Here is a 21,236-nt window from a genome sequence, read left to right as displayed (position 1 = left end):
CGCCATGACCTACGCCAGCACCCTGATTTCGGCCCATCGCCTGCGTCGCGTCGTTCTGATGTCCGGGCTCGCAATGGCGGCGGCGCTGCTCGCCCGAATCGCCCGCTGCCTCGACCCCCGCGTCTGCCGCAACTGCCCCGGCTGCACCGGCGGCTGCTGAGACGCGGCGACAGGGTCGCCCGCGCATCCCTTGCGCGCGGCGTCCGGCGGCGATCCCCCCTTGCATCGCGCGGCCACGGCCATGAAACTGGCGCGCAAATGCCGGGGCGCGCGAAGGCGTCCTGGCGCCAAGTCCCGCGCCCGACCCGGAATCCCGATCCGAATTGCTGATTTGGGGAGGCGCCAGCAAGCGAGCGCGCCATGAGCACCGCCCCGATTTTCGACATCGACCCCAAGGCTTTCTGGCGGGATCCCTATCCCGCGCTGGCGCGAATGCGCAGCGAGGCGCCCATCGCCTATGTGCCGCAACTGGACGCCACGCTGTTCACCCGGCGCGCGGACATCGTGATCTGCGAGAAGCGCATCGACGTGTTCAGTTCGCATCAGCCCGATGGGCTGATGACTCGGCTCATGGGCCGCAACCTCATGCGCAAGGACGGCGCCGCGCATCAGGCCGAACGCAAGGCGATTTTCCCGACGGTGTCGCCGCGCACGGTGCGCGACCAGTGGCTGGCGGCGTTTCAGGCGGGCGCCGGGGCGGTTCTGGACCGGGCGGCGCCGCGCGGCGCGGCTGACATGGCGCGCGACATCGCATTGCCGATCTCCGCCGAGGCGCTGAAGGCGATCACCGGCCTGACCCAGGTCACGCCGGCGGAGATGGATTCATGGTCGCAGGCGATGATCGACGGCATCGCCAACTACGCCGGCGATCCGGCGGTCGAGGCCCGCTGCCACGAGGCCACGGCCTGCATCGACGCCGCCATCGACGCGCGGCTGGGGCCGCTGCGCGCCGCCCCGGACAAGTCGCTGCTGGGGGCGCAGATCGCCGCCGGCCTGCCGGAAGAGGCGATCCGCGCCAATGTGAAGCTGGCGATCAGCGGCGGGCAGAACGAGCCGCGAGATGCGATCGCCGGCGCGGTCTGGGCCTTGCTGACCCACCCCGAACAGCTGGCGATGGCCCTGGCGGGGAACGTGAGCTGGATGCAGGTGTTCGAGGAATACGTGCGCTGGATGTCGCCGATCGGCATGTCGCCGCGCCGCGTGGCGCAGCCGCATGACTATGAAGGCGTGCGGCTGGACCCCGGGGATCGGGCGTTCTTCATGTTCGGGTCGGCCAATCGCGACGAGGCGGCGTTCGAAGACCCGGCGCGCTTCGATGCGACGCGCGATGCGTCGCGCCACATCGCCTTTGGCGCGGGGCCGCATTTCTGCGCCGGGGCCTGGGCCTCCAAGGCGCTGGTGGCGGAGGTGGCGCTGCCGGCGATCTTCGATCGCCTGCCGGGGCTGCGGTTGCGCGAGGGCGCTGCGCCGGAGCTCGGCGGCTGGGCCTTCCGCGGCATGCTGAGCCTGCCGGTGGTCTGGGACCCCGCCTGATCCGCCGCCGCGCGCCTCAAGTCAGGGCCGATTCAGGACCGGGTCAGGGCTGGGTCAGGGCTGGGTCAGGCTCGGGGCGACGCCAGTCGACCGCTGCGCGCGACGCCGGCCTGCCAGACCGTGTCGATCGTCAGCCCGTCGCGGAGCAGCAGGAAATCGGCCCGCGTCCCCGTGGCCAGCCGCCCGATTTCATCGCTGCGCCCCAGCAGTTGCGCGGGATAGAGCGAGGCCATGCGCAGGGCCTCCTCCTCGCCGAGGCCGATGCGGCTGGCCATGAAGCGCACCGCCGAGATCATGTCGAGATCGGCGCCGGCCAGGGTGCCGTCTTCCAGCGTCAGCCGCCCGCCTTCGCGCCGGATGGTCCGGCCGTTGAGGCGGAATTCGCGCAGATCCGTGCCGATGGCGGCCATGGCGTCGGTGATCAGGAATATCCGCCCCGGTCCGCGCTTGGCGCGCAGGGCGATGCCGATCGAGGCCGGGTCCACATGCACGCCGTCGGCGATCAGCCCGGCGAAACCCGCGCCGTGATCCAGCGTCGCGCCGACCATCCCGGGGGTGCGACCGCCAAGCTGGCTCATGGCGTTGAACAGATGCGTCGCCGCCGTCGCGCCGCTGGCGAACGCCGCGCGCGCGGCGTCATACCCCGCATCGGTGTGCCCGAGCGACACCGTGGCGCCGGCCGCCGCCAATGCGCGGATCTGGGCGTTGGTCGCGGATTCCGGGGCCAGCGTCACCAGCAGGCTCGGCAGGTCCGCGACGGCGCGGATCAGGGTCGCGAGGTCCGCCCTGGTCATGGCGCGGATCAGCGCCGGGTCATGGGCGCCCTTGCGCGCCAGCGACAGGTGCGGGCCCTCCAGATGCAGCCCGACGACGCCGGGAACCGCGGCGATGGCGGCGCGCGCCGCGGCGATGGCGGCGGCGGTGCGATCCGGCGCATCGGTGATCAGCGTCGGCAGCAGCGAGGTCGTGCCGAAGGGCAGATGCGCCGCGCAGATGGTCCTGATCGTCGCGACGCTCGGGTCGTCGTTGAGCATCGCCCCGCCGCCGCCATTGACCTGCAGATCCACGAAGCCGGGGGCGATCAGCCCGCCATGCAGATCGATCGTCGCATGGCCGGGCGGGATTTCGGCCTCGGGCACGATCCCGGCGATCAGCGCATCCCCGACCAGCAGCGCGTGGCCGGCGCGGCGGGTCTCGCCGTCGAAGATCTCGCAGCCGCGATATGCCTGCCGCGGGCTCATACGGTCTCCGTCACCTTGCGCAGGTTGCGCGGCTCGTCCGGGTTGCCGCCGCGTTCGCGCGCCAGGCGTTCCACGAAGGCGTAGAAGGACACGATCAGCGCCAGCGGATCGGTGAGCGGGTGGTCGGTGGCGGCGAAATCGAGTTTTCCGGCCGCCCGGGCCCGGTCCGAGGTCACGAACACCGCCGCGCCGTCTTTCGCCAGCTTTTCGGCCACCTCGACGATGGCGCTTTCGGCCGCGTCGCGCGAGGCGAGGGCGAGCACCGGGTAGCCCGGTTCGACGATCGACACCGGGCCGTGCAGCACCTCGGCCGAGGAATAGGATTCGGCGTGGATGCGGCAGGTTTCCTTGAATTTCAGCGCCGCCTCGGCGGACATGGCGATGCTGGGGCCGCGCCCGAGAATGAACAGCGACTCGCGCGTCGCCAGCGCCGCGCGCAGGTCCGGCCAGTCAAAGGCCGCGGCGCGGCGCAGATGCGCGGGCAGGGCGTCGAGCGCGGCGATCAGGGCGTCGTCGCGTTTCCAGAAGGCCAGCAGCGCCAGCCCGGCCAGCGCCGAGGCGACGAAGGTCTTGGTGGCCGCGACGCTGCGCTCGGTCCCGGCGTGGATCGGGATGGCATGGGTGCAGACCCCGGCCAGCGGCGAGCCCGGTTCGTTGGTGATCGCCACCGACAGCGCGCCTTGCGCCGTGGCCGATTGCGCCATGCTGACGATGTCGGGGCTTTTCCCCGATTGCGAGATCGCCAGGCAGGCGCTGCCTTGCAGCCGCAGCCGGGCGTCGAAGATCGAGGCGATCGACGGGCCGATGGAGGCGACGGGCAGCCCGAGGCTGAGTTCGCTGGCGTATTTCAGGAAGGTGGCGGCGTGATCCGACGACCCCCGCGCCACGGTGGACAGGAAGGCCGGGTCGGCCGCGCGCAGATCCCGCGCCGCGGCCTCGATGGCGGCCCGCCCGTCGCGCAGCAGGGTCGCGGCGGCGCCGGGGATGTCGAGGATTTCCCGACGCATGAAGGTGGGTTCGCTGGTCATGGGGGTCCCGTCAGCCGGAGATGTCGAGTTCGGCGACGAAATCGTATTTGTCGCCGCGATAGATGGACCGGGTGAATTCCACCACCCGCCCCGTGGGCAGGGAAGAGATGCGTTCGATCTTCAGCGCCGCCTCGCCGGGGGCCACCTGCAGCAGCGCCGCGTCCTCGGGGCCGAGATTGGCGGCCGAGATGCGCTGCACCGCGCGCACCGGGCGGTTGCCGTTGCGGTCCAGCAATTCGTAGAGCGAGTTTTCCACGATCAGCGGATTGGGCAGGATGTCGCTGGACAGCGAGGCGCGCTCGATGGCCAGCGGCGTGCCTTCGGCGCTGCGCAGGCGGGCGATGCGCGCCACCGAGGCGGCGGGCGCGAGGTTCAGCGCCTCGACCTCGCGCTCGGTGGGCATGAACAGCCCGCGCTCCAGCCACACCGAGGCCACCGCGACGCCGCGTCGGGCCATGTCCTCGGTGAAGGAGGTGAGCCGGGACAGGGATTGCTCCACCTTGCGGATCTTCGGCGCGACGAAGGACCCCGAACCGCGGCGCTGGATGATCAGGCGCTCCTCGACCAGGGTCTCCACCGCCTTGCGCACGGTGACCCGGGAATGCCCGGTCATGGCGGCGATTTCGCGTTCGGGGGGCAGCGGCGCATCGGGGGGCAGGTCGCCGTTGCGGATGGCCTGTTCGATATGGCGGCGCAACTGCAGATAGCGCGGACCGCCGGTCTTGTTCAGCCAGGTGTCGGGGGCGAAGAATTCGGTGAATTTCATGGCGCGCCGCCCATCGCGCCGGGATCCGCGCGCGGCGCCCGCGCCAGCCGCCGCGCCATGGCGATGGCCCCCGACAGCGCGTCGCCCCTGGGCGGCGCGAGGCTGCCGGCGTAGCGCGGGGCGAGGAAATCCGCCAACGCGCGCCCCAGCCCGCCTTCCATGCACAACCGGTCGCCCTCGCGAAAGCCGGTGCAGTCGATGGCGGCCTGGATCTCGGCGATCGACCGGGCGACCAGCGCCGCGCCGCCCTTGTCGCCGGCGCGCGCCGCCTCCACCACCTGCGCGGCGAAGCGGGCGAAATCGTTGGGCCGGGCGCGCAGCGCGAATTCGGACATGTTTTCGGGGGCGTCGTCAAAGCCGCGCAGCACCGCCCGGGTCAGGTCGCTGTGGGGCAGGAAGCCGTCATGGCAATGGATGACCCGGCGCAGCAGGCGCTGGCCCAGCCGTGCGCCGCTGCCGTCGTCGCCGATCTGAAACCCCCAGCCGCCGATGGCGGTCTCGACGCCGCCGCGCCGGCTGGAAAAGAACGATCCGGTGCCGATGACGGCGATGCAGCCATCGGAATCGGCGCCGCCCGGTTCGCCCAGGGCGCCGAGCAGCGAGGTGGCGCGGTCGTCGGTGACCAGGCAGCGCGCATAGGGAAGGGAGTCGCGCAGGCGCATGGCGAAATCGCCGATATTGGCGCCGGCGACGCCGATCGCGCAGGCGGCGGGCGCCGGGTGGCCCGCCAGCCCGGCGTCGCGCCACGCGGCGCCGAGGGCGGCGACGATGTTGGCGCGCGCCGCGTCGGGGTCGGTGGCGATGTTCGCGGGTCCGCCCGAGGCGCGGCCGAGCACGGCGCCGGTCGCGTCGGCCACCGCCGCGCGGCACCCGGTGCCGCCGCCGTCCAGGCCTGCGAGATATCCTGTATGCGGATCTTGCATACAATACCTTTACGATACCTTTTAGGATTTGGAAAGGCTTTTTGCGCCGAAATGGCCTGAATTTCTGGAAGCTGCCGAATTTTTGTCCGATCTGTAAAAATGATTGGACAAATGGTATTCATTTGGCATTATTGAGGCCGGGAGGAGGATTCGCATGAGCCTACGCATGACGGAGCAGCTGCACGATCGGGCCATGGGTCTCGATGCGCTGGATGGCGGCGCGGCGCTGACGATCCTGCTCGACGCGCAGATCGCCGCCGCCGGCGCGGCGCGCGCGGCGCTGCCGGCCATCGAGGCGGGCGCCGACGCCATGGCCCGCGCGGTCAGCGCCGGAGGGCGGCTGGTCTACGCCGCCGCCGGCAGTTCCGGGCTCATGGGCATGGCCGACGGGCTGGAGCTGCCCGGCACGTTCGGGCTGGCGCGCGAGCGCGTGCGCATCCTGCTCGCGGGCGGGGCGGCGAGCCTTGCGGATCTGACCGGCGACGTGGAGGACGACGTCGAGGCCGCTCGCGCCGACGCCGCGGTCATCGGCGCGAAGGATTGCGTGATCTGCCTGTCGGCCAGCGGTTCGACCCCCTATCCGCTGGCGGTGCAGGCCGCGGCGCGCGACACCGGCGCCGCCTGCGTCGCCATCGCCAACACGCCCGACAGTCCGCTGCTGCAAGGCGGCGACATCGCCATCTGCCTGCCGACGCCCCCCGAGGTGATCGCCGGGTCGACGCGGCTCGGCGCCGGCACGGCGCAGAAGATCGCGCTCAACATGATGTCCACGCTGATGGGCCTGCGGCTGGGCCATGTGCATGACGGGCGCATGGTCAACCTGTTCGCCGACAACGGCAAGCTGCGCGACCGCGCCGAGCGCATCGTCGTGGCCGTCGCCGGATGCGCCCGCGCCGAGGCCGCCGAGGCCCTGGCCCGGGCCGACGGATCGGCCAAGCTGGCGATCCTGATCGCGCGCGGCGCGGGAGACGCGGCGGCGGCGGCGCGACTGCTCGACCGCGCCGGCCAGCGCCTGCGCCCGGCCTTGGCCGACCTGCGCGCCGGTGCGCAGCCAAACGATCGCCCCCCCCGCGACATCCAGGAATCCAGCGAATGAAAATCGCGCAACCAGGGAGATTATCAATGAAAATCAAGAGATTCGGCCTGCTGATGGCCGCCACGTTCATCGCCGGGGGGGCCGGCGCCGCCTTCGCGCAGGACGCCACCATCACCATCGAAAGCTGGCGCAATGACGACCTGGCCATCTGGCAGGACAAGATCATTCCCGCCTTCGAGGCGAGCCATCCCGGCATCAAGGTGAAATTCACCCCCTCGGCCCCCGCGGAATACAACGCGGTGCTGAATTCCAAGCTTGACGCCGGATCGGCGGGCGACCTGATCACCTGCCGCCCCTTCGACGTGTCGCTGGCGCTGTATGACAACGGCCACCTGACCCCGCTGCAGGATCTGGAGGGCATGAAGTCCTTCAGCCCGGTGGCGCGTTCGGGCTGGAGCACCGATGACGGCTCGGCCACCTTCTGCATGCCCATGGCCTCGGTGATCCACGGCTTCATCTACAACAAGGACGCCTTCAAGGAGGTCGGGGTCGAGGTTCCGACCACCGAAGCGGAATTCTTCGAGGTGCTCGACAAGATCAAGGCGGACGGCAATTACATCCCCATGGCCATGGGCGCCAATGACCAGTGGGAAGCCGCCACAATGGGCTACAACAATATCGGCCCGAACTACTGGAAGGGCGAAGAGGGCCGCCTGGCGCTGATCGCCGGCGCGCAGAAGCTGACCGACGAGCCCTGGGTGGCGCCCTATCGCCAGCTGGCGAAATGGGGCGCGTATCTGGGCGACGGCTACGAGGCCCAGACCTATCCCGACAGCCAGAACCTGTTCACGCTCGGCCGCGCGGCGATCTACCCCGCCGGGTCGTGGGAGATCGCGGGCTTCAACGGGCTGGCGGATTTCGAGATGGGCGCCTTCTACCCGCCGGTCCAGAAGGCCGGGGACGAATGCTACATCTCGGATCACACCGACATCGCGATGGGCATGAACGCCGCCTCCAAGCATCCCGAGGCGTCCAAGGCGTTCCTGAACTGGATGGGCTCGGCTGAATTCGCCAATCTCTACGCCAATGCGCTGCCCGGGTTCTTCTCGCTGTCCAGCCACGACGTGAAGATGGACGACCCGCTGGCGCAGGAATTCGTCAGCTGGCGCGGCACGTGCAATTCGACGATCCGCTCCACCTACCAGATCCTGTCGCGCGGCACGCCGAACCTGGAAACCGAGACCTGGAACGCCTCGGTGGCGGTGATCAAGGGGACCGAGACCCCCGAGGAGGCCGGCGCCCGCCTGCAGGCCGGGCTCGCCAGCTGGTACAAGCCCCAGCAATAGGCGCGCCCCGGCCCGACCCCGACCCGAGGCCGGGGCGCCCGGCGCCCTGGCCTCTTGCCAGACCCCCTGCCGCATCTTGACCATACGCCCGGCGCGCGATCCCGCGCGGCCGAAGGACGAGGGAGGATTGCATGGCCCACCAGACCGAAACCGCGCCCGCCGAAACCGCGCCCGCCGATGCCGGCGGCGCCGGCCGGCGGCGATGGCACGTGGCGGTGTTTCTCGCCCCGGCCCTGCTGGTCTACAGCGCGATCATGATATTTCCGCTGTTCGCCACGCTGAAGATGTCCTTCTACGCGACCGACGGCGACGGGCAGGCCGCGACGCAGGTTTTCGCCGGGCTCGACAATTTCCGCACCCTGTTCGGCGATCCGCACTGGGCCGGCCGGTTCTGGAACGCGCTCGGCAACAACGCCTGGTTCTTCATGATCCACATGCTGGTGCAGAACCCGATCGGAATCGCGCTGGCGGCGATTCTCAGCCACCCGTCGCTGCGCTTCAGCGCCTTCTACCGCACCGCGATCTTCATCCCCACCATCCTGTCCTTCGTGATCGTCGGCTTCGCCTGGAAGCTGATCCTCAGCCCGATCTGGGGCATCGCGCCCTCGATGCTGGATTTCGTCGGGCTGAAAAGCCTGTTCGCGCCGTGGCTGGGCAAGGAGGAATACGCGCTGACCACGCTGTCGCTGATTTCGGTCTGGCAGTTCGTGGGCATCCCGATGATGCTGATCTACGCGGCGCTGCTGTCGATCCCCGACGACGTGCTGGAGGCCGCCGAATGCGACGGGATCACCGGCATGGCGGCGTTCTGGAAGATCAAGCTGCCGCTGATACTGCCCTCGATCGGCATCATTTCCATCCTCACCTTCGTGGCCAATTTCAACGCTTTCGATCTGATCTACGTGGCGCAGGGCGCGCTGGCGGGGCCGGATTTCGCCACCGACATCCTGGGCACGTTCCTGTATCGCACCTTCTTCGGGTTCCAGTTGCAGCTGGGCGATCCCTACATGGGTTCGGCCATCGCCACGGCGATGTTCGCGGTGATCCTGATCGGGGTCTGCATCTACCTGTTCGGCATCCAGAGGCGCCTGCGGCGCTATCAGTTCTGAGGGGGCGAAAATGAACAAGGCCAGACAGAACCTGCCCAACGCCATCGCCGCGCACGCGATCCTCATCGCCTACACGCTGATCGCGCTGTTCCCGGTGTTCGTGATCCTGATCAACAGCTTCAAGACCCGCAAGGCGATCTTTCGCCAGCCGCTGTCGCTGCCCGACGCGGACAGCTTTTCGCTGGTCGGCTATCAGACGGTGCTGAAGCAGGGCGACTTCATGCTGTATTTCCAGAACTCGATGATCGTCACCGTGGCCTCGCTGTTCCTGGTGCTGCTGTTCGGGGCCATGGCGGCGTTTGCGCTCAGCGAATACCGGTTTCGCGGCAACACGCTGCTGGCGCTGTATCTGGCGCTGGGCATCATGATCCCGATCCGCATCGGCACCGTGGCCATCCTGCAGATGATGGTGGCCAGCGGGCTGGTGAACACGCTGACCGCGCTGATCCTGATCTACACCGCGCAGGGGCTGCCGCTGGCGGTGTTCATCCTGTCGGAATTCATGCGCCAGGTGTCCGATGACCTGAAGAACGCCGGGCGCATCGACGGGCTGTCGGAATACCGCATCTTCTTCTTGCTGGCGTTGCCGCTGGTGCGCCCGGCCATGGCCACGGTGGCGGTGTTCAACATGATCCCGATCTGGAACGACCTGTGGTTCCCGCTGATCATCGCCCCGTCCGAGGCAACCAAGACCCTGACGCTGGGCAGCCAGGTGTTCATCGGGCAATTCGTCACCGACTGGAACGCGGTGCTGTCCTCGCTGTCGCTGGCGATCCTGCCGGTGCTGGCGCTGTATGCGATCTTTTCGCGCCAGTTGATCCGCGGCATCACCTCGGGGGCGGTGAAATGAGCGCGCCGGCGCGCCGGCGCGCCGATCACCCATTGAGAGGAGACGGCGCATGACCGCCCTGACGCTGAGAAACGTCTGCAAGTCCTTCGGCTCGGTCGAGGTGTTGAAGCACATCGACCTGCAGGTGAAGGAAGGCGAATTCGTCGTTTTCGTCGGCCCCTCGGGCTGCGGAAAATCCACGCTGCTGCGGGTCATCGCCGGGCTCGAGGACGCGAGCTCGGGCGATGTGGAGATCGCGGGCAGACGGGTGAACGCCGTGCCGCCCTCGGAACGGGGCATCGCCATGGTGTTCCAGACCTACGCGCTGTATCCGCATCTGACGGTGCGCGACAACATGAGCCTTGGGCTGAAGCAGGCCAGGCAGTCCAGGGACTACATCGCCGAGCGCGTGGACTTCGCGTCGAAGATGCTGGAGCTGGGCCCCTGTCTGGATCGCCGCCCGGCGGAGCTGTCGGGCGGCCAGCGCCAGCGCGTGGCCATCGGGCGGGCCATCGTGCGCAAGCCGCAGCTGTTCCTGTTCGACGAGCCGCTCAGCAATCTCGACGCGGCGCTGCGGGTCAACACCCGCCTGGAAATCGCCCGCCTGCATCGCGAGCTGGCGGCCAGCATGATCTACGTCACCCATGACCAGACCGAGGCGATGACGCTCGCCGACAGGATCGTGGTGCTGCGCGACGGGCGCATCGAACAGGTGGGCGCGCCCATGGCGCTTTACAACGACCCCGACAACCTGTTCGTGGCCGGGTTCCTGGGATCGCCGGCGATGAACTTCGTCGATGCGGCGGCGCTGGGGGCGAGCGGCGCGAAAACCGTGGGCGTCCGCCCCGAACGCATCGCCATCGCCGACAGCGGCCGCCTTGAAGGCAAGATCAGCCATTTCGAACGCCTGGGCGCCGAGACCAATGTCTATGTGGCGATCGACGGCGGGCAGTTGATCACCGTGCGGCTCATGGGCCAGCATGACTGCGAGATCGGCGCGTCGGCGTTTCTGGGCTTCGGCGACGCGGACATGTATCTGTTCGACGGCGACGGCAAGCGCATCCGCTAGGCGTTTCGTCCGCAATCCCGCGTGAACCGGCCGCCGGGGGCTGCAATACCGCCATTCCCCCCAGCATCATGACCCCGGACGCGCTGCGCAGCCGCATCGGCACGCTCCGCTCCATGACGTCGTCGCGCGCGAGCCGGTGGGTTTCATCGGGCCCCGGCTTCGCGGCCCGCCCGGTGCGCCCCCGTCGTTTCGCGCCCCCGTCGTTTCGCGTCCCGTCGTTTCGTGCTACGTGAGGCGGACGATCGCGGCGGCGCCCCGCGCCGATCCGTGACCTTTGCCCGAGTCAGAAGCCCATGCATCCATGACCGCGCCGGCAGTGCTGAAATTCGCCCTCGGCGCGGCGCTGACCGCGGCGGTGCTGTCATTCGGCTGGTGGGCGTCGCGGCTGGGCCTGCCGTCGGACCTGCCGGACGGCGCCGCGCTGCGGGCCTGGTTCGACGGGCTGGGCCCCTGGGGGCCCGTCGCCGTGATCGCCACGATGATCGCGGCGATCCTGGTGAGCCCGCTGCCAAGCGCGCCGATCGCGCTGGCCTCGGGCGCGATCTACGGGCATTTCTGGGGCGCGCTCTACGTGCTCGCGGGGTCTGAGATCGGCGCGCTGGCGGCGTTCGGCATCGCCCGTTTCCTCGGCTACGACCTGATGCGCAAATGGCTTGGCGCGCATTTGACCCGCGGGCTCGCCGGGTCGCAGAATCTGCTGACGCTCACGGTGTTCGTCAGCCGCCTCGTGCCGTTCATATCCTTTGACATCGTGAGCTACGCGGCGGGGATGACGGCGCTTTCGGTCTGGCGTTTCGCCGCCGCCACTTTCGTCGGCATCCTGCCGGCGAGCTTTCTGCTCGCGCATTTCGGCAGCGAACTGGCGGCGGAGGAGATGGACCGCATCCTGATCGCGGTTTTCGTCATCGGCCTGTTCGCCGCGGCGCCGGTCGCGGCGAAGCTGCATGCGGATTTTCGCCGTCGGCGGCGCTGACCCCCGGCGCTACTGGGTCATCAGGTCGAGATATTCCTGCGGGATGGCGCTGGCCTGCAGTTTCTTCTGTTCGTCCGCGTTATGGGCGAAGGCGATGATGTCGGCGAGGTCCTGCCCGGTCAGGGGGATGACGTTGCCCAGGATATCCTCCTGCAAGGCGGTCATCGCCGCCGCGCCGCGCCACATGCGGGCGGCGAATTCAAAGGCGTTCATGGGCGAAGGCAGATTGGCGGCGTCGAGGTTGGGGCCGATGTCGCCGCCCACGCCGTTGACCGAATGACAGACCACGCAGCCGGTCTGGACGAACAGATCGCGGCCGCGCGCCGCGTCCATCTCGGGGATCCCGAGGCCCTCGCTCTGCATGAGGGCGATCATCTGCGCCTGCTCCGCCGCGGACATGGTCCGCATGGCCTCCACCGAAAGCCCGTGCTCGTGGCTGCGATGCTCCTCGGCGGCGTCCATCGCGCCGCCGCCGTCATGGTCGTCGTCCCCGTCTGCGTGATCGTCGTCGGCGTCGTCGTCATGGCCGGCGGCCGCCGGATCATCGGCGTGATCCGCATCGGCGCCGGTCTGCATCATCTTGGAATGCCCCTTGTTGGCGTGGGCCTGATACGGGGCGCTCGCCAGCGGCAGGGCCATGCTCAGCGTCAGGATGGCGATCATTCGAGCGCGCGTCGTCATGGTCATGTCCTTCAGGCTGGTTGTTTCCGGGGCCAGTGTATCTGGTTCGCGCGGCTGCGCATAGCGCGACTCAACCGCGCCGGTCGGGCGGTTCGGGCGGCGGGGTCAGGCGGTGGCGCAGCAGCGCCAGCGGGTGGGCGCGCAGCGACAGGCGCATGGCGACGTAATCCTCCACCACCGCCTCGCCCGCGGTCATGGGCGGCAGGGCGACGGCGGGGTCGGGCAGGGCCTCGCCCTCCAGCAGATCGGCGAACAGCGGCAGCGGGTGTTCGCCATGCACCGCCTTGGCCTGCCACAGCGCCGCGCGGCGATCGAGCCCCAGCGCGGCGAAGGCGTCGGCCTCGGCCAGCCGGGTCAGCGTGCGCGGCGCCAGCCCGGCCTTGCGCCACAGATCCTCGACCGCCCCCGGCCCGGCGCCGTAGCCGTTGCCGCGCGCGGCGGGGATCCAGGCGGCCTCGTCCTGCTTCAGCCCCTTGATCTGGCGAAACCCGAGCCGCAGCGCCAGCCCGCCGGTCGAGCGCGCCGCGGGTTCAAGCGTGTTGTCCCAATAGCTGGCGTTGACGCAGACCGGGCGGATCTCGACCCCGTGGGCGCGGGCGTCGCGCAGGATCTGCGCCGGGGCGTAGAAGCCCATGGGCTGGGAATTGAGCAGCGCGCAGGCAAACGCCGCCGGGTGGCGGCGCTTGATCCAGGCCGAGGCGTAGACCAGCAGCGCGAAGCTGGCCGCGTGGCTTTCGGGAAAGCCGTATTCGCCGAACCCCTCGATCTGGGAAAAGCATCGCTCGGCGAAATCCCGCTCATAGCCGTTGGCGAGCATGCCGCCGACGAAGCGGTCGCGGAAATCGCCGATGGTCCCGGTCTTGCGGAAGGTGGCGAGCGATCGGCGCAGGCGGTCGGCCTCGGAGGGATCGAATCCGGCGCCGATGATGGCGATCTGCATCGCCTGTTCCTGAAACAGCGGCACGCCGAGCGTCTTGCCCAGCACCTCGCCGAGTTCGTCCGACGGGAAGGTCACGTCCTCCTCGCCGCGGCGGCGGCGCAGATAGGGATGCACCATGTCGCCCTGGATCGGGCCGGGGCGCACGATGGCCACCTCGATCACCAGATCGTAGAAGCTGCGCGGGCGCATGCGGGGCAGGAAATTCATCTGGGCGCGGCTCTCCACCTGGAACACGCCGATGGAATCGGCCTCGCACAGCATGTCGTAGACCTGCGGGTCCTCGGGCGGCAGGGTGGCCAGCGACCAGCGCGCCCCGCCATGCTGTTCGATCAGCGCGAACGCCTTGCGGATGCAGGTGAGCATCCCGAGGCTCAGCACGTCCACCTTGAGGATGCCGAGCGCGTCGATGTCATCCTTGTCCCACTCGATCACCGTGCGGTCCTCCATGGCCGCGTTCTCGATGGGGACGATTTCGTCGAGCCGCCCGCGGGTCATGATGAAGCCGCCCACATGCTGGGACAGATGCCGGGGAAAGCCGATGATCTCGTTGACGATGTCGAGCGTCTGGGCAAGGCGGCGGTCATCGGGGTCGAGCCCGACCTCGCGGATGCGCTGGTCCTGGATGGCCTCGCTCGACCAGCCCCAGATCTGGCTGGCCAGCGCCGCGACGCTGTCCGCCGACAGGCCCATGACCTTGCCGACCTCGCGGATGGCGCGCCGGGCGCGGTAGTGGATGACGGTGGCGCAGAGCCCGGCGCGGTCGCGCCCGTAGCGGGCGTAGATGTGCTGGATCACCTCCTCGCGGCGCTCGTGTTCGAAATCCACGTCGATGTCGGGCGGTTCGTCGCGGGCCTCGGAGACGAAGCGCTCGAACACCATGGCGGCGATCTCGGGGCCGATGGAGGTGACGCGCAGCGCGAAGCAGACCACGGAATTGGCCGCCGAGCCGCGCCCCTGGCACAGGATGCCGCGGCTTTCGGCGAATTCCACCAGATCGCGCACGGTGAGGAAATAGCGCGCATAGCCGAGCTTTTCGATCAGCGCCAGTTCGTGATCGGCCATCTTTCGCACCCGCGCCGGGACGCCGCCGGGGTAGCGGGCGTCGAGCCCTTCGGCGGCGAGCCGGGCGAGGCGGGTCTGGGGATCCTCGCCATGGGCGACCTCGTCGGGGTATTCGTAGCGCAGTTCGTCGAGCGAGAAGGCCGCGCGGGCGGCGATTTCGCCGGCCCGGTCCACGGCGCGTTCATGCCCGGCGAAGATGCGGCGCATCTCCGCGTCCGAGCGCAGGCGGCGTTCGGCGTTCATCTGGGCCGCGCGGCCGATGCGCTCGATGGTCAGCCCCTCGCGGATGCAGGTGAGCACGTCGGCAAGGCGGCGGCGCGAGGCGCGGTGCATCATCGGTTCGGCGGTGGCGACGAGCGGCGCGCCGACGGCGTCGGCGATGCGCGCGAGGGTTTCCAGGCGCGCCGCGTCCTGCCCGTCATAGCGCGGCGCGGCGGCAAGGAACACCTGCGCGGGGAGGCGGCGCGTCCACCACCGCGCCAGCCGCAGCGCCGCGCGCGCGCCGGGCTTCGAGTGAGGCGCCGATGGCGGGCGCAAAAGGAGGATCAGGCCCTCGGCATGGGCGAGCAGATCGTCGGCGTCGAGGCGGCATTCGCCCTTGGGGGCGCGGCGCTTGCCGAGCGTCAGCAGCCGGGTGAGGCGGCCCCATGCGGCGCGATCCGCGGGCAGGGCGGTGAGGCTCTGGCCGTCCTGAAGCACGAGGCGGGCGGCGGGAATCAGCCGGGGGATGCAGAGCGGGGGATCCTCGGGGTCGGGCGGGGGCGGGTCGGGTCTGGCGGGGCCGTCGGGCTGTTGCGGGTCGCGGGCGGCGAGCCCCGCGGCCCTTGCGGTCAGCTCGGCATGGCCGGGGGCGGAGGATTGACGGACCGCCGCCGCGCCTTCGCGTTTCAGATCGCGCAGGGCCTGATGGGCGCGCACGATCCCGGCGACCGAGTTGCGATCGGCGATGGCGATGGCCGGCAGACCGAGCGCGGCGGCGCGCCGCGCGTATTCCTCGGGGTGCGAGGCCCCGGTGAGGAAGGTGAAATTGGAGGTGGCGCAGAGCTCGGCAAAGGGCATGCGGGGCAGTATATTCCTGTTTTGTTCCTATTGCCATCTGTTGCGGGGCGGCGGCGCCCGTGCGACAAGGGAGGCCGATGCTGGTTTGCGAAAAATTCGAGGGCGACGGCGACAAACCCGCCATGGATGCGCAGCACGACGTCTATCACGAGGCGCTGGGCATTCTCGCGGGGACCTGCCGCCGGTCCTGGCTGTCTGCGGCCCGGCTTCTGGGTCGGGACGACGCCTTTCTGGGCAGGCTCGAGCTTGCCGCGCGATTCGATCACCGGACATTGCAGAACGCCCATGACCATCTCGCCGCCTACTGGCGGTGGCGCACCGGCAGGCGGCAGGCGCGCCTGCCCGGCATGATCGATGCCGCGAGCGACTTGCAGGCCCAATGGCTGGGCTGGCTGCAGGAGGAAATCGGCGCATGGCCGGCGGAACGGCAGGAGACCCTGCGCGCCGTCTGCCGGATTCTGGCGTATCAGAACTGTCCGCAGGGCTATGCCGCGGAGGATCGCCTGGATTTCCTGCTGCACCGGGACTACCCGTTGCCCGGTCGCGCGTGGCGCCCGCCGCGCCCGCCGGAAAACCGCCAGGACGCGTGAGGGCGCGGCTACGCCTGCAGAATTCGCCCGATGATCTCGCCGGTGTCCTTGCTGAGCCCCTTGGCGTTGGCGATGCGGTCCAGTTGCGCGCGGATCAGGGTCTGGCGCGCGGGGTCGTAGCGCCGCCAGGTTTCGAAGGCGCCGGCGCAACGGGCGGTGGTTTGCGGGTTCACCGCGTCCATCTTCAGCAGCCAGTCGGCGAAGAAGCGGTAGCCGGCGCCGTCCGCCGCGTGAAACCGCGCCGGGTTGCCCGCCGCGAAGGCGCCGATCAGCGAGCGGAAGCGGTTGGGGTTCTTCCACGGAAAGGCCGGATCCTCGGCCAGCGCGCGCACGCGGGCCAGCGCGCCCGCATGCGGGGCGGTGGCCTGCAATGCCAGCCATTTGTCCATCACCAGCGGGTCGTGGCGCCACTGGGCGCGGAAATCCGCCAGCGCGGCGTCGGCCTGGGGCGCGGCGCGATGCGCAAGAATGGTCAGCGCCGCGAGCCGGTCGGTCATGTTGTCGGCGTTCTCGAACTGGGCCGCGGCCGCGGCCCCGCCGCCGGGATTGCGCGACAGGAAGCCGAGCGCCGCGTTGGCCAGCGCGCGCCGCCCCGCATCCGCCGCCGCCGGGCTGTAGGGGCCGGTGACGCGGTTGGCGGCGCGGATCGCGGCGAGGTCATCGGCCAGATCCCGCGCCACCGCGTTGCGGAAGCGTTCCGAGGCGGCGTGGACGATGTCCGGGTCGACCACGCCGTCGCGCGCGAACAGGGTCTGGGCGATCTCGTCCTCGCCCGGCGGGGTCAGCACCAGGGCGCGGAACGCCGGGTCCAGGCTCTGGTCGCGGATCGCGGCGCCGATCGCCGCCGTGACCTCGGGCGGCGCGGGGGCGTCGTCAAGCGTCACCGCGTCGCCGGCAAGGCGGATCGGGGCGATCAGCGTGTCGAGCGCCAGCGCCGCGCCCGCCTGCCAGCGGTTGAACGGGTCCGGATCGTTGGCGAGCAGGAAGGCGCGTTCCTGCGCGCTGGACTCCCGTTCAAGGATCACCGGCGCGGAAAACCCGCGCAGCAGCGAGGGCGTGGGGCGTTCGGGGAGGTCGAAGCTCCAGCTTTGGGAGGGCTTTGAAAGCTCCAGCAGGCCCGGCTCGGCGATCTCGCGCCCGGACTGGCCGAGGAACCCGTAGGCGACCGGGATCGCCTGCGGCCGCTTGTCGGGCTGGCCGGGGGTCGGCGGGGTGCGCTGGCTGAGCGTCAGGGTGTAGCGCCCGCCCGCGCCCGCTTCGCCCGGCCGCCAATCCTCGCTCACGGCAACATGGGGCGTGCCGGCCTGCGAATACCAGCGGCTGAACTGCGACAGGTCGCGCCCGGTGGCGTCCTCGAACACCTTCAGCCAGTCCTCGATGGTGCAGGCCTGCCCGTCATGGCGGGTGAAATACAGGTCCAGCGCCTTGGCGTAACCCTGCGCGCCCACGAGCTGGCGCAGCATGTGGATCACCTCGGCGCCTTTTTCGTAGACGGTGGCGGTGTAGAAATTGTTGATCTCCACATAGGATTCAGGGCGCACCGGATGGGCCAGCGGGCCGGAATCCTCGCGGAACTGGCGGGCGCGCAGCTGCTTCACCTCGTTGATGCGCTTCACCGGGTGGGATCGCATGTCGCCGGAGAACTGCTGGTCGCGGAACACCGTCAGGCCTTCCTTCAGGCAAAGCTGGAACCAGTCGCGGCAGGTGATGCGGTTGCCGGTCCAGTTGTGGAAGTATTCATGGGCGATGATGCCCTCGATCAGCTCGTAATCGCGATCGGTGGCGGTCTCGGGCGAGGCAAGCACGTATTTGGAGTTGAACACGTTCAGCCCCTTGTTCTCCATCGCGCCCATGTTGAAATCGTCGACAGCGACGATGTTGAACACCGACAGATCGTATTCGCGTCCGTATTCGGTCTCGTCCCAGCGCATGGAGCGTTTCAGCGCGTCCATGGCGTAGGCGCAGCGGGTTTCGTCGCCCGGGCGCACGTAGATGTTCAGCGCCACCGGCTTGCCGGACATGGTGGCGAAGCCGTCCGAATGGGCCACCAGATCCCCGGCCACCAGCGCGAACAGGTAGGCGGGCTTGGGCCAGGGATCATGCCATTCGGCGAAATGCCGGTCGGGGCCGAGATCGCCGGTCGCGCCGGGCTCGCCGTTGGACAGCAGCACCGGGACGGATCTGTCGGCTTCGATGCGCACCGAAAACACCGCCATCACGTCGGGGCGGTCCGGGTAGTAGGTGATCTTGCGAAAGCCCTGCGCCTCGCACTGGGTGCAATACATGCCGCTGGACTGGTAGAGGCCTTCGAGCGCGGTGTTGGCCGCCGGGGCGATCTCGGTCTCGCAGCGCCATTCGAAGGCGTCGGGCAGGGGGGCGTCAAGGGTCAGCCCCTCGGGATCGAGCGTCAGCCTGCCGGTCACGTCGGCGCCGTCGACGCTGGCCGAAATCAGCTTCAGATTGCGCCCGTCGAGCCGCAGCGCGCCGCCATCCCCCGCCGGGTTGCGCCGAAAGGCGATGCGGGCGCGCACCCGGGTCGCGTCCGGCGCCAGATCGAAGTCGAGGCGCACGGTGTCCGCCAGCCAGGCGGGGGGACGGTAGTCGCTGAGCCGGATGGTCCTGGCGGCGGCGGCATCTTGCATGGCGGAGGCTCCCTGGTGACGCGAGGCCCGACATTCGGGCAAACCACGGCCGGCCTCAAGCGCAAAGCGGCATTTCCGCCTTGTGGAATCGATTGTCATTTGAATGGACTTTCGGCGCGAAACCCTGTGTTTCGGCGGAAACCGACTTTCGCGAGGAGAACGCCGTGACCGATCACACCGAAGCCGCCCGGATCGAGGTCGAGGGCCTGCAGGTGGCCCGCCCGCTCTTCGATTTCGTCGAGACCGAGGCGTTGCCCGGCACGGGCGTCGATTCGGGCGATTTCTGGCGCGGGCTGAGCGCCGTCGTGCATGAAAAGGGCCCCGCCAACCGCGCCCTGCTGGCCCGGCGCGCCGAACTGCAAGACAAGATCGACGCCTGGCACGCCGCGCGGCGCGGCGCGGCCTGGGACGCGGCCGCCTATGAAGCCTTCCTGCGCGAAATCGGCTACCTGCTTGACGATGCAGAGGATTTCACCATCGACACCGCCAATGTGGATGACGAGATCGCGCGCATTCCCGGCCCGCAGCTGGTGGTGCCGGTGATGAACGCGCGCTTCGCGCTGAACGCGGCGAATGCGCGCTGGGGCTCGCTGTATGACGCGCTTTACGGCACTGACGCGCTGGGCGATCTGCCGACGGGCGGCGGCTATGACGCGGCGCGCGGCGCGCGGGTGGTGGCCTGGGCGAAGGCGTTTCTGGACGACGCCGCGCCGCTGTCGGGCGCCAGATGGGCCGATGTCACGGCGCTGGAGGTCCGCGACGGCGGGCTGTTCGCCGCCACCGCGGGCGGCGAGACCGGCCTGACGGACCCGAGCCGCTTCGCCGGCCATGCCGCGGGCGGCGGCACGAAGCGTTTTCTGCTGAAGAACAACCATCTGCATATCGAGATTCTGGTCAATCCCGAACTCGGCCCCGGGCGCGACGACCCGGCGGGCATCGCCGCGGTGAATCTCGAATCCGCGATCTCGACGATCATGGATTGCGAGGATTCCGTCGCCGCCGTGGACGCCGAGGACAAGGTGCTGGCCTATCGCAACTGGCTGGGCCTGATGAAAGGCGATCTGGCCGAGCAGGTGTCCAAGAACGGCGAAAGCTTCACCCGCCGCCTGCACGATGATCGCCAATACACCGGCCCCGACGGCGCGCCGTTCAAGCTGAAGACCCGATCGCTGATGCTGGTGCGCAATGTCGGGCTGCTGATGACCTCGCCCGCCGTGCTGGACCGCGACGGCGCCGAGGCGCAGGAACAGCAGCTAGACGCCATGATCACCACGCTTTGCGCCATGCATGATCTGAAGCGCCGGGCGAATTCGGCCAAAGGTTCGATCTACGTGGTGAACCCGAAGATGCACGGGCCGGCGGAGGTCGCCCATGTGGCCTCGGTGTTCGACATGGCGGAAGCCGCGCTGGGCCTGCCCGCGAACACCGTGAAGATGGGCATCATGGACGAGGAGCGCCGCACCACGGTCAATCTCAGGGCCTGCATCCGCGCCGCCAGAAGCCGCGTCGCCTTCATCAACACCGGGTTTCTGGATCGCACCGGCGACGAGATCCACACCTCGATGGAGGCCGGGCCCATGGTGCGCAAGGCCGACATGAAATCCCAGCCCTGGATCGCCGCCTATGAGGACAGCAATGTCGACGCCGGTCTGGCCTGCGGCTTCGCCGGTCGGGCGCAGATCGGCAAGGGCATGTGGGCGGCGCCCGACCTGATGGGCGCGATGCTGGAGCAGAAGATCGGCCACCCGCTGGCGGGCGCGAATTGCGCCTGGGTGCCGAGCCCCACCGCGGCGACCCTGCACGCCACCCATTACCACAAGGTGGACGTGCCGGCGCGTCAGGCGGAACTGGCGACCCGCGCCCCCGCGTCGCTGGGCGACATCCTCACCGTGCCGCTGGCGGGCGGCGTCAATTGGTCCGAGGCCGAATTGCAGGCCGAGCTCGACAACAACGCGCAGGGCATTCTCGGCTATGTGGTGCGCTGGGTGGATCAGGGCGTGGGCTGCTCGAAAGTGCCGGACATCAACGACGTGGCGCTGATGGAAGACCGCGCCACCTGCCGGATTTCCTCGCAGCACATGGCCAACTGGCTGCGTCACGGGGTGGTGAGCGAGGCGCAGGTGCGCGAGACCATGCAGCGCATGGCCGCCGTGGTCGATCGCCAGAACGCCGGCGATCCGGCCTATCGCCCCATGGCGCCGGGCTTTGACGGGCCGGCCTATCTGGCCGCCTGCGATCTGGTGTTTCAGGGCGCGGCCCAGCCCTCGGGCTATACCGAGCCGGTGCTGCATGCCCGCCGTCTCGAACGCAAGGCGCTGGACCGGGCGCAGGGCCGGGCGCTGGATCGGGCGCAGGAACGGGCGGGGTAGCGGCGACCCTCGCCGCTGCGCCAATGGCGGATCGGGATCC

The 21,236-nt window shown here is 69.5% G+C and carries 17 protein-coding genes; 10 read left to right on the top strand and 7 right to left on the bottom strand.

The annotated features are described in order from the left end of the window. Positions 1 to 4: 4 nt before the first annotated feature. On the top strand, positions 5 to 160 hold the full coding sequence (locus AC1HC7_RS12795) for a hypothetical protein (RefSeq protein ID WP_479496676.1): 156 nt from the start codon (positions 5 to 7) through the stop codon (positions 158 to 160). A 200-nt stretch (positions 161 to 360) separates the two neighbouring features. Continuing rightward, positions 361 to 1,533 (top strand): cytochrome P450, encoded by a 1,173-nt coding sequence (locus AC1HC7_RS12790; protein ID WP_479496677.1) that lies wholly within the window; start codon positions 361 to 363, stop codon positions 1,531 to 1,533. 65 nt (positions 1,534 to 1,598) lie between these two features. On the opposite strand, the gene nagA is transcribed toward AC1HC7_RS12790, so the two are convergent. From nagA to AC1HC7_RS12770, 4 genes are read right to left on the bottom strand one after another with little or no spacing between them, the layout of a single operon-like run. Continuing rightward, positions 1,599 to 2,774, bottom strand: a complete 1,176-nt coding sequence (gene nagA / locus AC1HC7_RS12785; protein ID WP_479496678.1) for an N-acetylglucosamine-6-phosphate deacetylase — start codon at positions 2,772 to 2,774, stop codon at positions 1,599 to 1,601. Continuing rightward, complete coding sequence (locus tag AC1HC7_RS12780) at positions 2,771 to 3,802, bottom strand: SIS domain-containing protein (RefSeq protein ID WP_479496679.1); 1,032 nt, start codon at positions 3,800 to 3,802, stop codon at positions 2,771 to 2,773. Before AC1HC7_RS12780 ends, nagA begins: the two co-directional genes overlap by 4 nt. 10 nt (positions 3,803 to 3,812) lie before the next feature. Beyond that, positions 3,813 to 4,568, bottom strand: a complete 756-nt coding sequence (locus tag AC1HC7_RS12775; protein WP_479496680.1) for a GntR family transcriptional regulator — start codon at positions 4,566 to 4,568, stop codon at positions 3,813 to 3,815. Further along, positions 4,565 to 5,491 carry a glucosamine kinase nucleotide-binding domain-containing protein gene (locus AC1HC7_RS12770; RefSeq protein WP_479496681.1) on the bottom strand — a complete coding sequence of 309 codons (927 nt, stop codon included), beginning with the start codon at positions 5,489 to 5,491 and terminating at the stop codon, positions 4,565 to 4,567. Before AC1HC7_RS12770 ends, AC1HC7_RS12775 begins: the two co-directional genes overlap by 4 nt. 154 nt (positions 5,492 to 5,645) lie before the next feature. On the opposite strand from AC1HC7_RS12770, the gene AC1HC7_RS12765 reads away from it, so the two are divergent. From AC1HC7_RS12765 to AC1HC7_RS12740, 6 genes are all read left to right on the top strand, one after another. Beyond that, a complete protein-coding gene (locus AC1HC7_RS12765; protein ID WP_479496682.1) occupies positions 5,646 to 6,587 on the top strand; it encodes an N-acetylmuramic acid 6-phosphate etherase in 942 nt (313 codons plus the stop codon). A gap of 26 nt (positions 6,588 to 6,613) precedes the next feature. Further along, entirely contained in the window at positions 6,614 to 7,873 is a 1,260-nt protein-coding gene (locus tag AC1HC7_RS12760; RefSeq protein WP_479499075.1) for an ABC transporter substrate-binding protein, read from the top strand. 131 nt (positions 7,874 to 8,004) lie between these two features. Beyond that, positions 8,005 to 8,982: a carbohydrate ABC transporter permease gene (locus AC1HC7_RS12755; RefSeq protein ID WP_479499074.1), complete on the top strand. Its 978-nt coding sequence runs from the start codon at positions 8,005 to 8,007 to the stop codon at positions 8,980 to 8,982. A gap of 10 nt (positions 8,983 to 8,992) precedes the next feature. Further along, complete coding sequence (locus AC1HC7_RS12750; RefSeq protein WP_479496685.1) at positions 8,993 to 9,832, top strand: carbohydrate ABC transporter permease; 840 nt, start codon at positions 8,993 to 8,995, stop codon at positions 9,830 to 9,832. 49 nt (positions 9,833 to 9,881) lie between these two features. Then, a complete protein-coding gene (locus AC1HC7_RS12745; protein WP_479496686.1) occupies positions 9,882 to 10,880 on the top strand; it encodes an ABC transporter ATP-binding protein in 999 nt (332 codons plus the stop codon). A 301-nt stretch (positions 10,881 to 11,181) separates the two neighbouring features. Beyond that, positions 11,182 to 11,853 (top strand): TVP38/TMEM64 family protein, encoded by a 672-nt coding sequence (locus tag AC1HC7_RS12740; RefSeq protein ID WP_479496687.1) that lies wholly within the window; start codon positions 11,182 to 11,184, stop codon positions 11,851 to 11,853. A 9-nt stretch (positions 11,854 to 11,862) separates the two neighbouring features. Here the strand turns inward: AC1HC7_RS12740 and AC1HC7_RS12735 are convergent, their stop codons facing one another. Together AC1HC7_RS12735 and AC1HC7_RS12730 are read right to left on the bottom strand one after the other, a co-directional pair. Further along, positions 11,863 to 12,534: a c-type cytochrome gene (locus AC1HC7_RS12735; protein WP_479496688.1), complete on the bottom strand. Its 672-nt coding sequence runs from the start codon at positions 12,532 to 12,534 to the stop codon at positions 11,863 to 11,865. 70 nt (positions 12,535 to 12,604) lie between these two features. Next, positions 12,605 to 15,595, bottom strand: coding sequence for an error-prone DNA polymerase (locus AC1HC7_RS12730; RefSeq protein WP_479496689.1), 2,991 nt, complete (start codon positions 15,593 to 15,595; stop codon positions 12,605 to 12,607). A 122-nt stretch (positions 15,596 to 15,717) separates the two neighbouring features. On the opposite strand from AC1HC7_RS12730, the gene AC1HC7_RS12725 reads away from it, so the two are divergent. Next, a complete protein-coding gene (locus AC1HC7_RS12725; RefSeq protein ID WP_479499073.1) occupies positions 15,718 to 16,185 on the top strand; it encodes a hypothetical protein in 468 nt (155 codons plus the stop codon). Between the two features lie 8 nt (positions 16,186 to 16,193). Here AC1HC7_RS12725 and pepN read toward each other — a convergent pair whose 3' ends face one another. After that, on the bottom strand, positions 16,194 to 18,827 hold the full coding sequence (pepN, locus tag AC1HC7_RS12720; RefSeq protein WP_479496691.1) for an aminopeptidase N: 2,634 nt from the start codon (positions 18,825 to 18,827) through the stop codon (positions 16,194 to 16,196). A 164-nt stretch (positions 18,828 to 18,991) separates the two neighbouring features. Between pepN and AC1HC7_RS12715 the strand changes: the two genes are divergently transcribed. Continuing rightward, complete coding sequence (locus AC1HC7_RS12715; RefSeq protein WP_479496692.1) at positions 18,992 to 21,196, top strand: malate synthase G; 2,205 nt, start codon at positions 18,992 to 18,994, stop codon at positions 21,194 to 21,196. Positions 21,197 to 21,236 lie beyond the last annotated feature (40 nt).

The sequence above is a fragment of the Oceanicella sp. genome (assembly GCF_056449545.1).
Note: the sequence above shows the minus strand (reverse complement) of the source record. Positions and strands in the feature narration are given on the sequence as shown.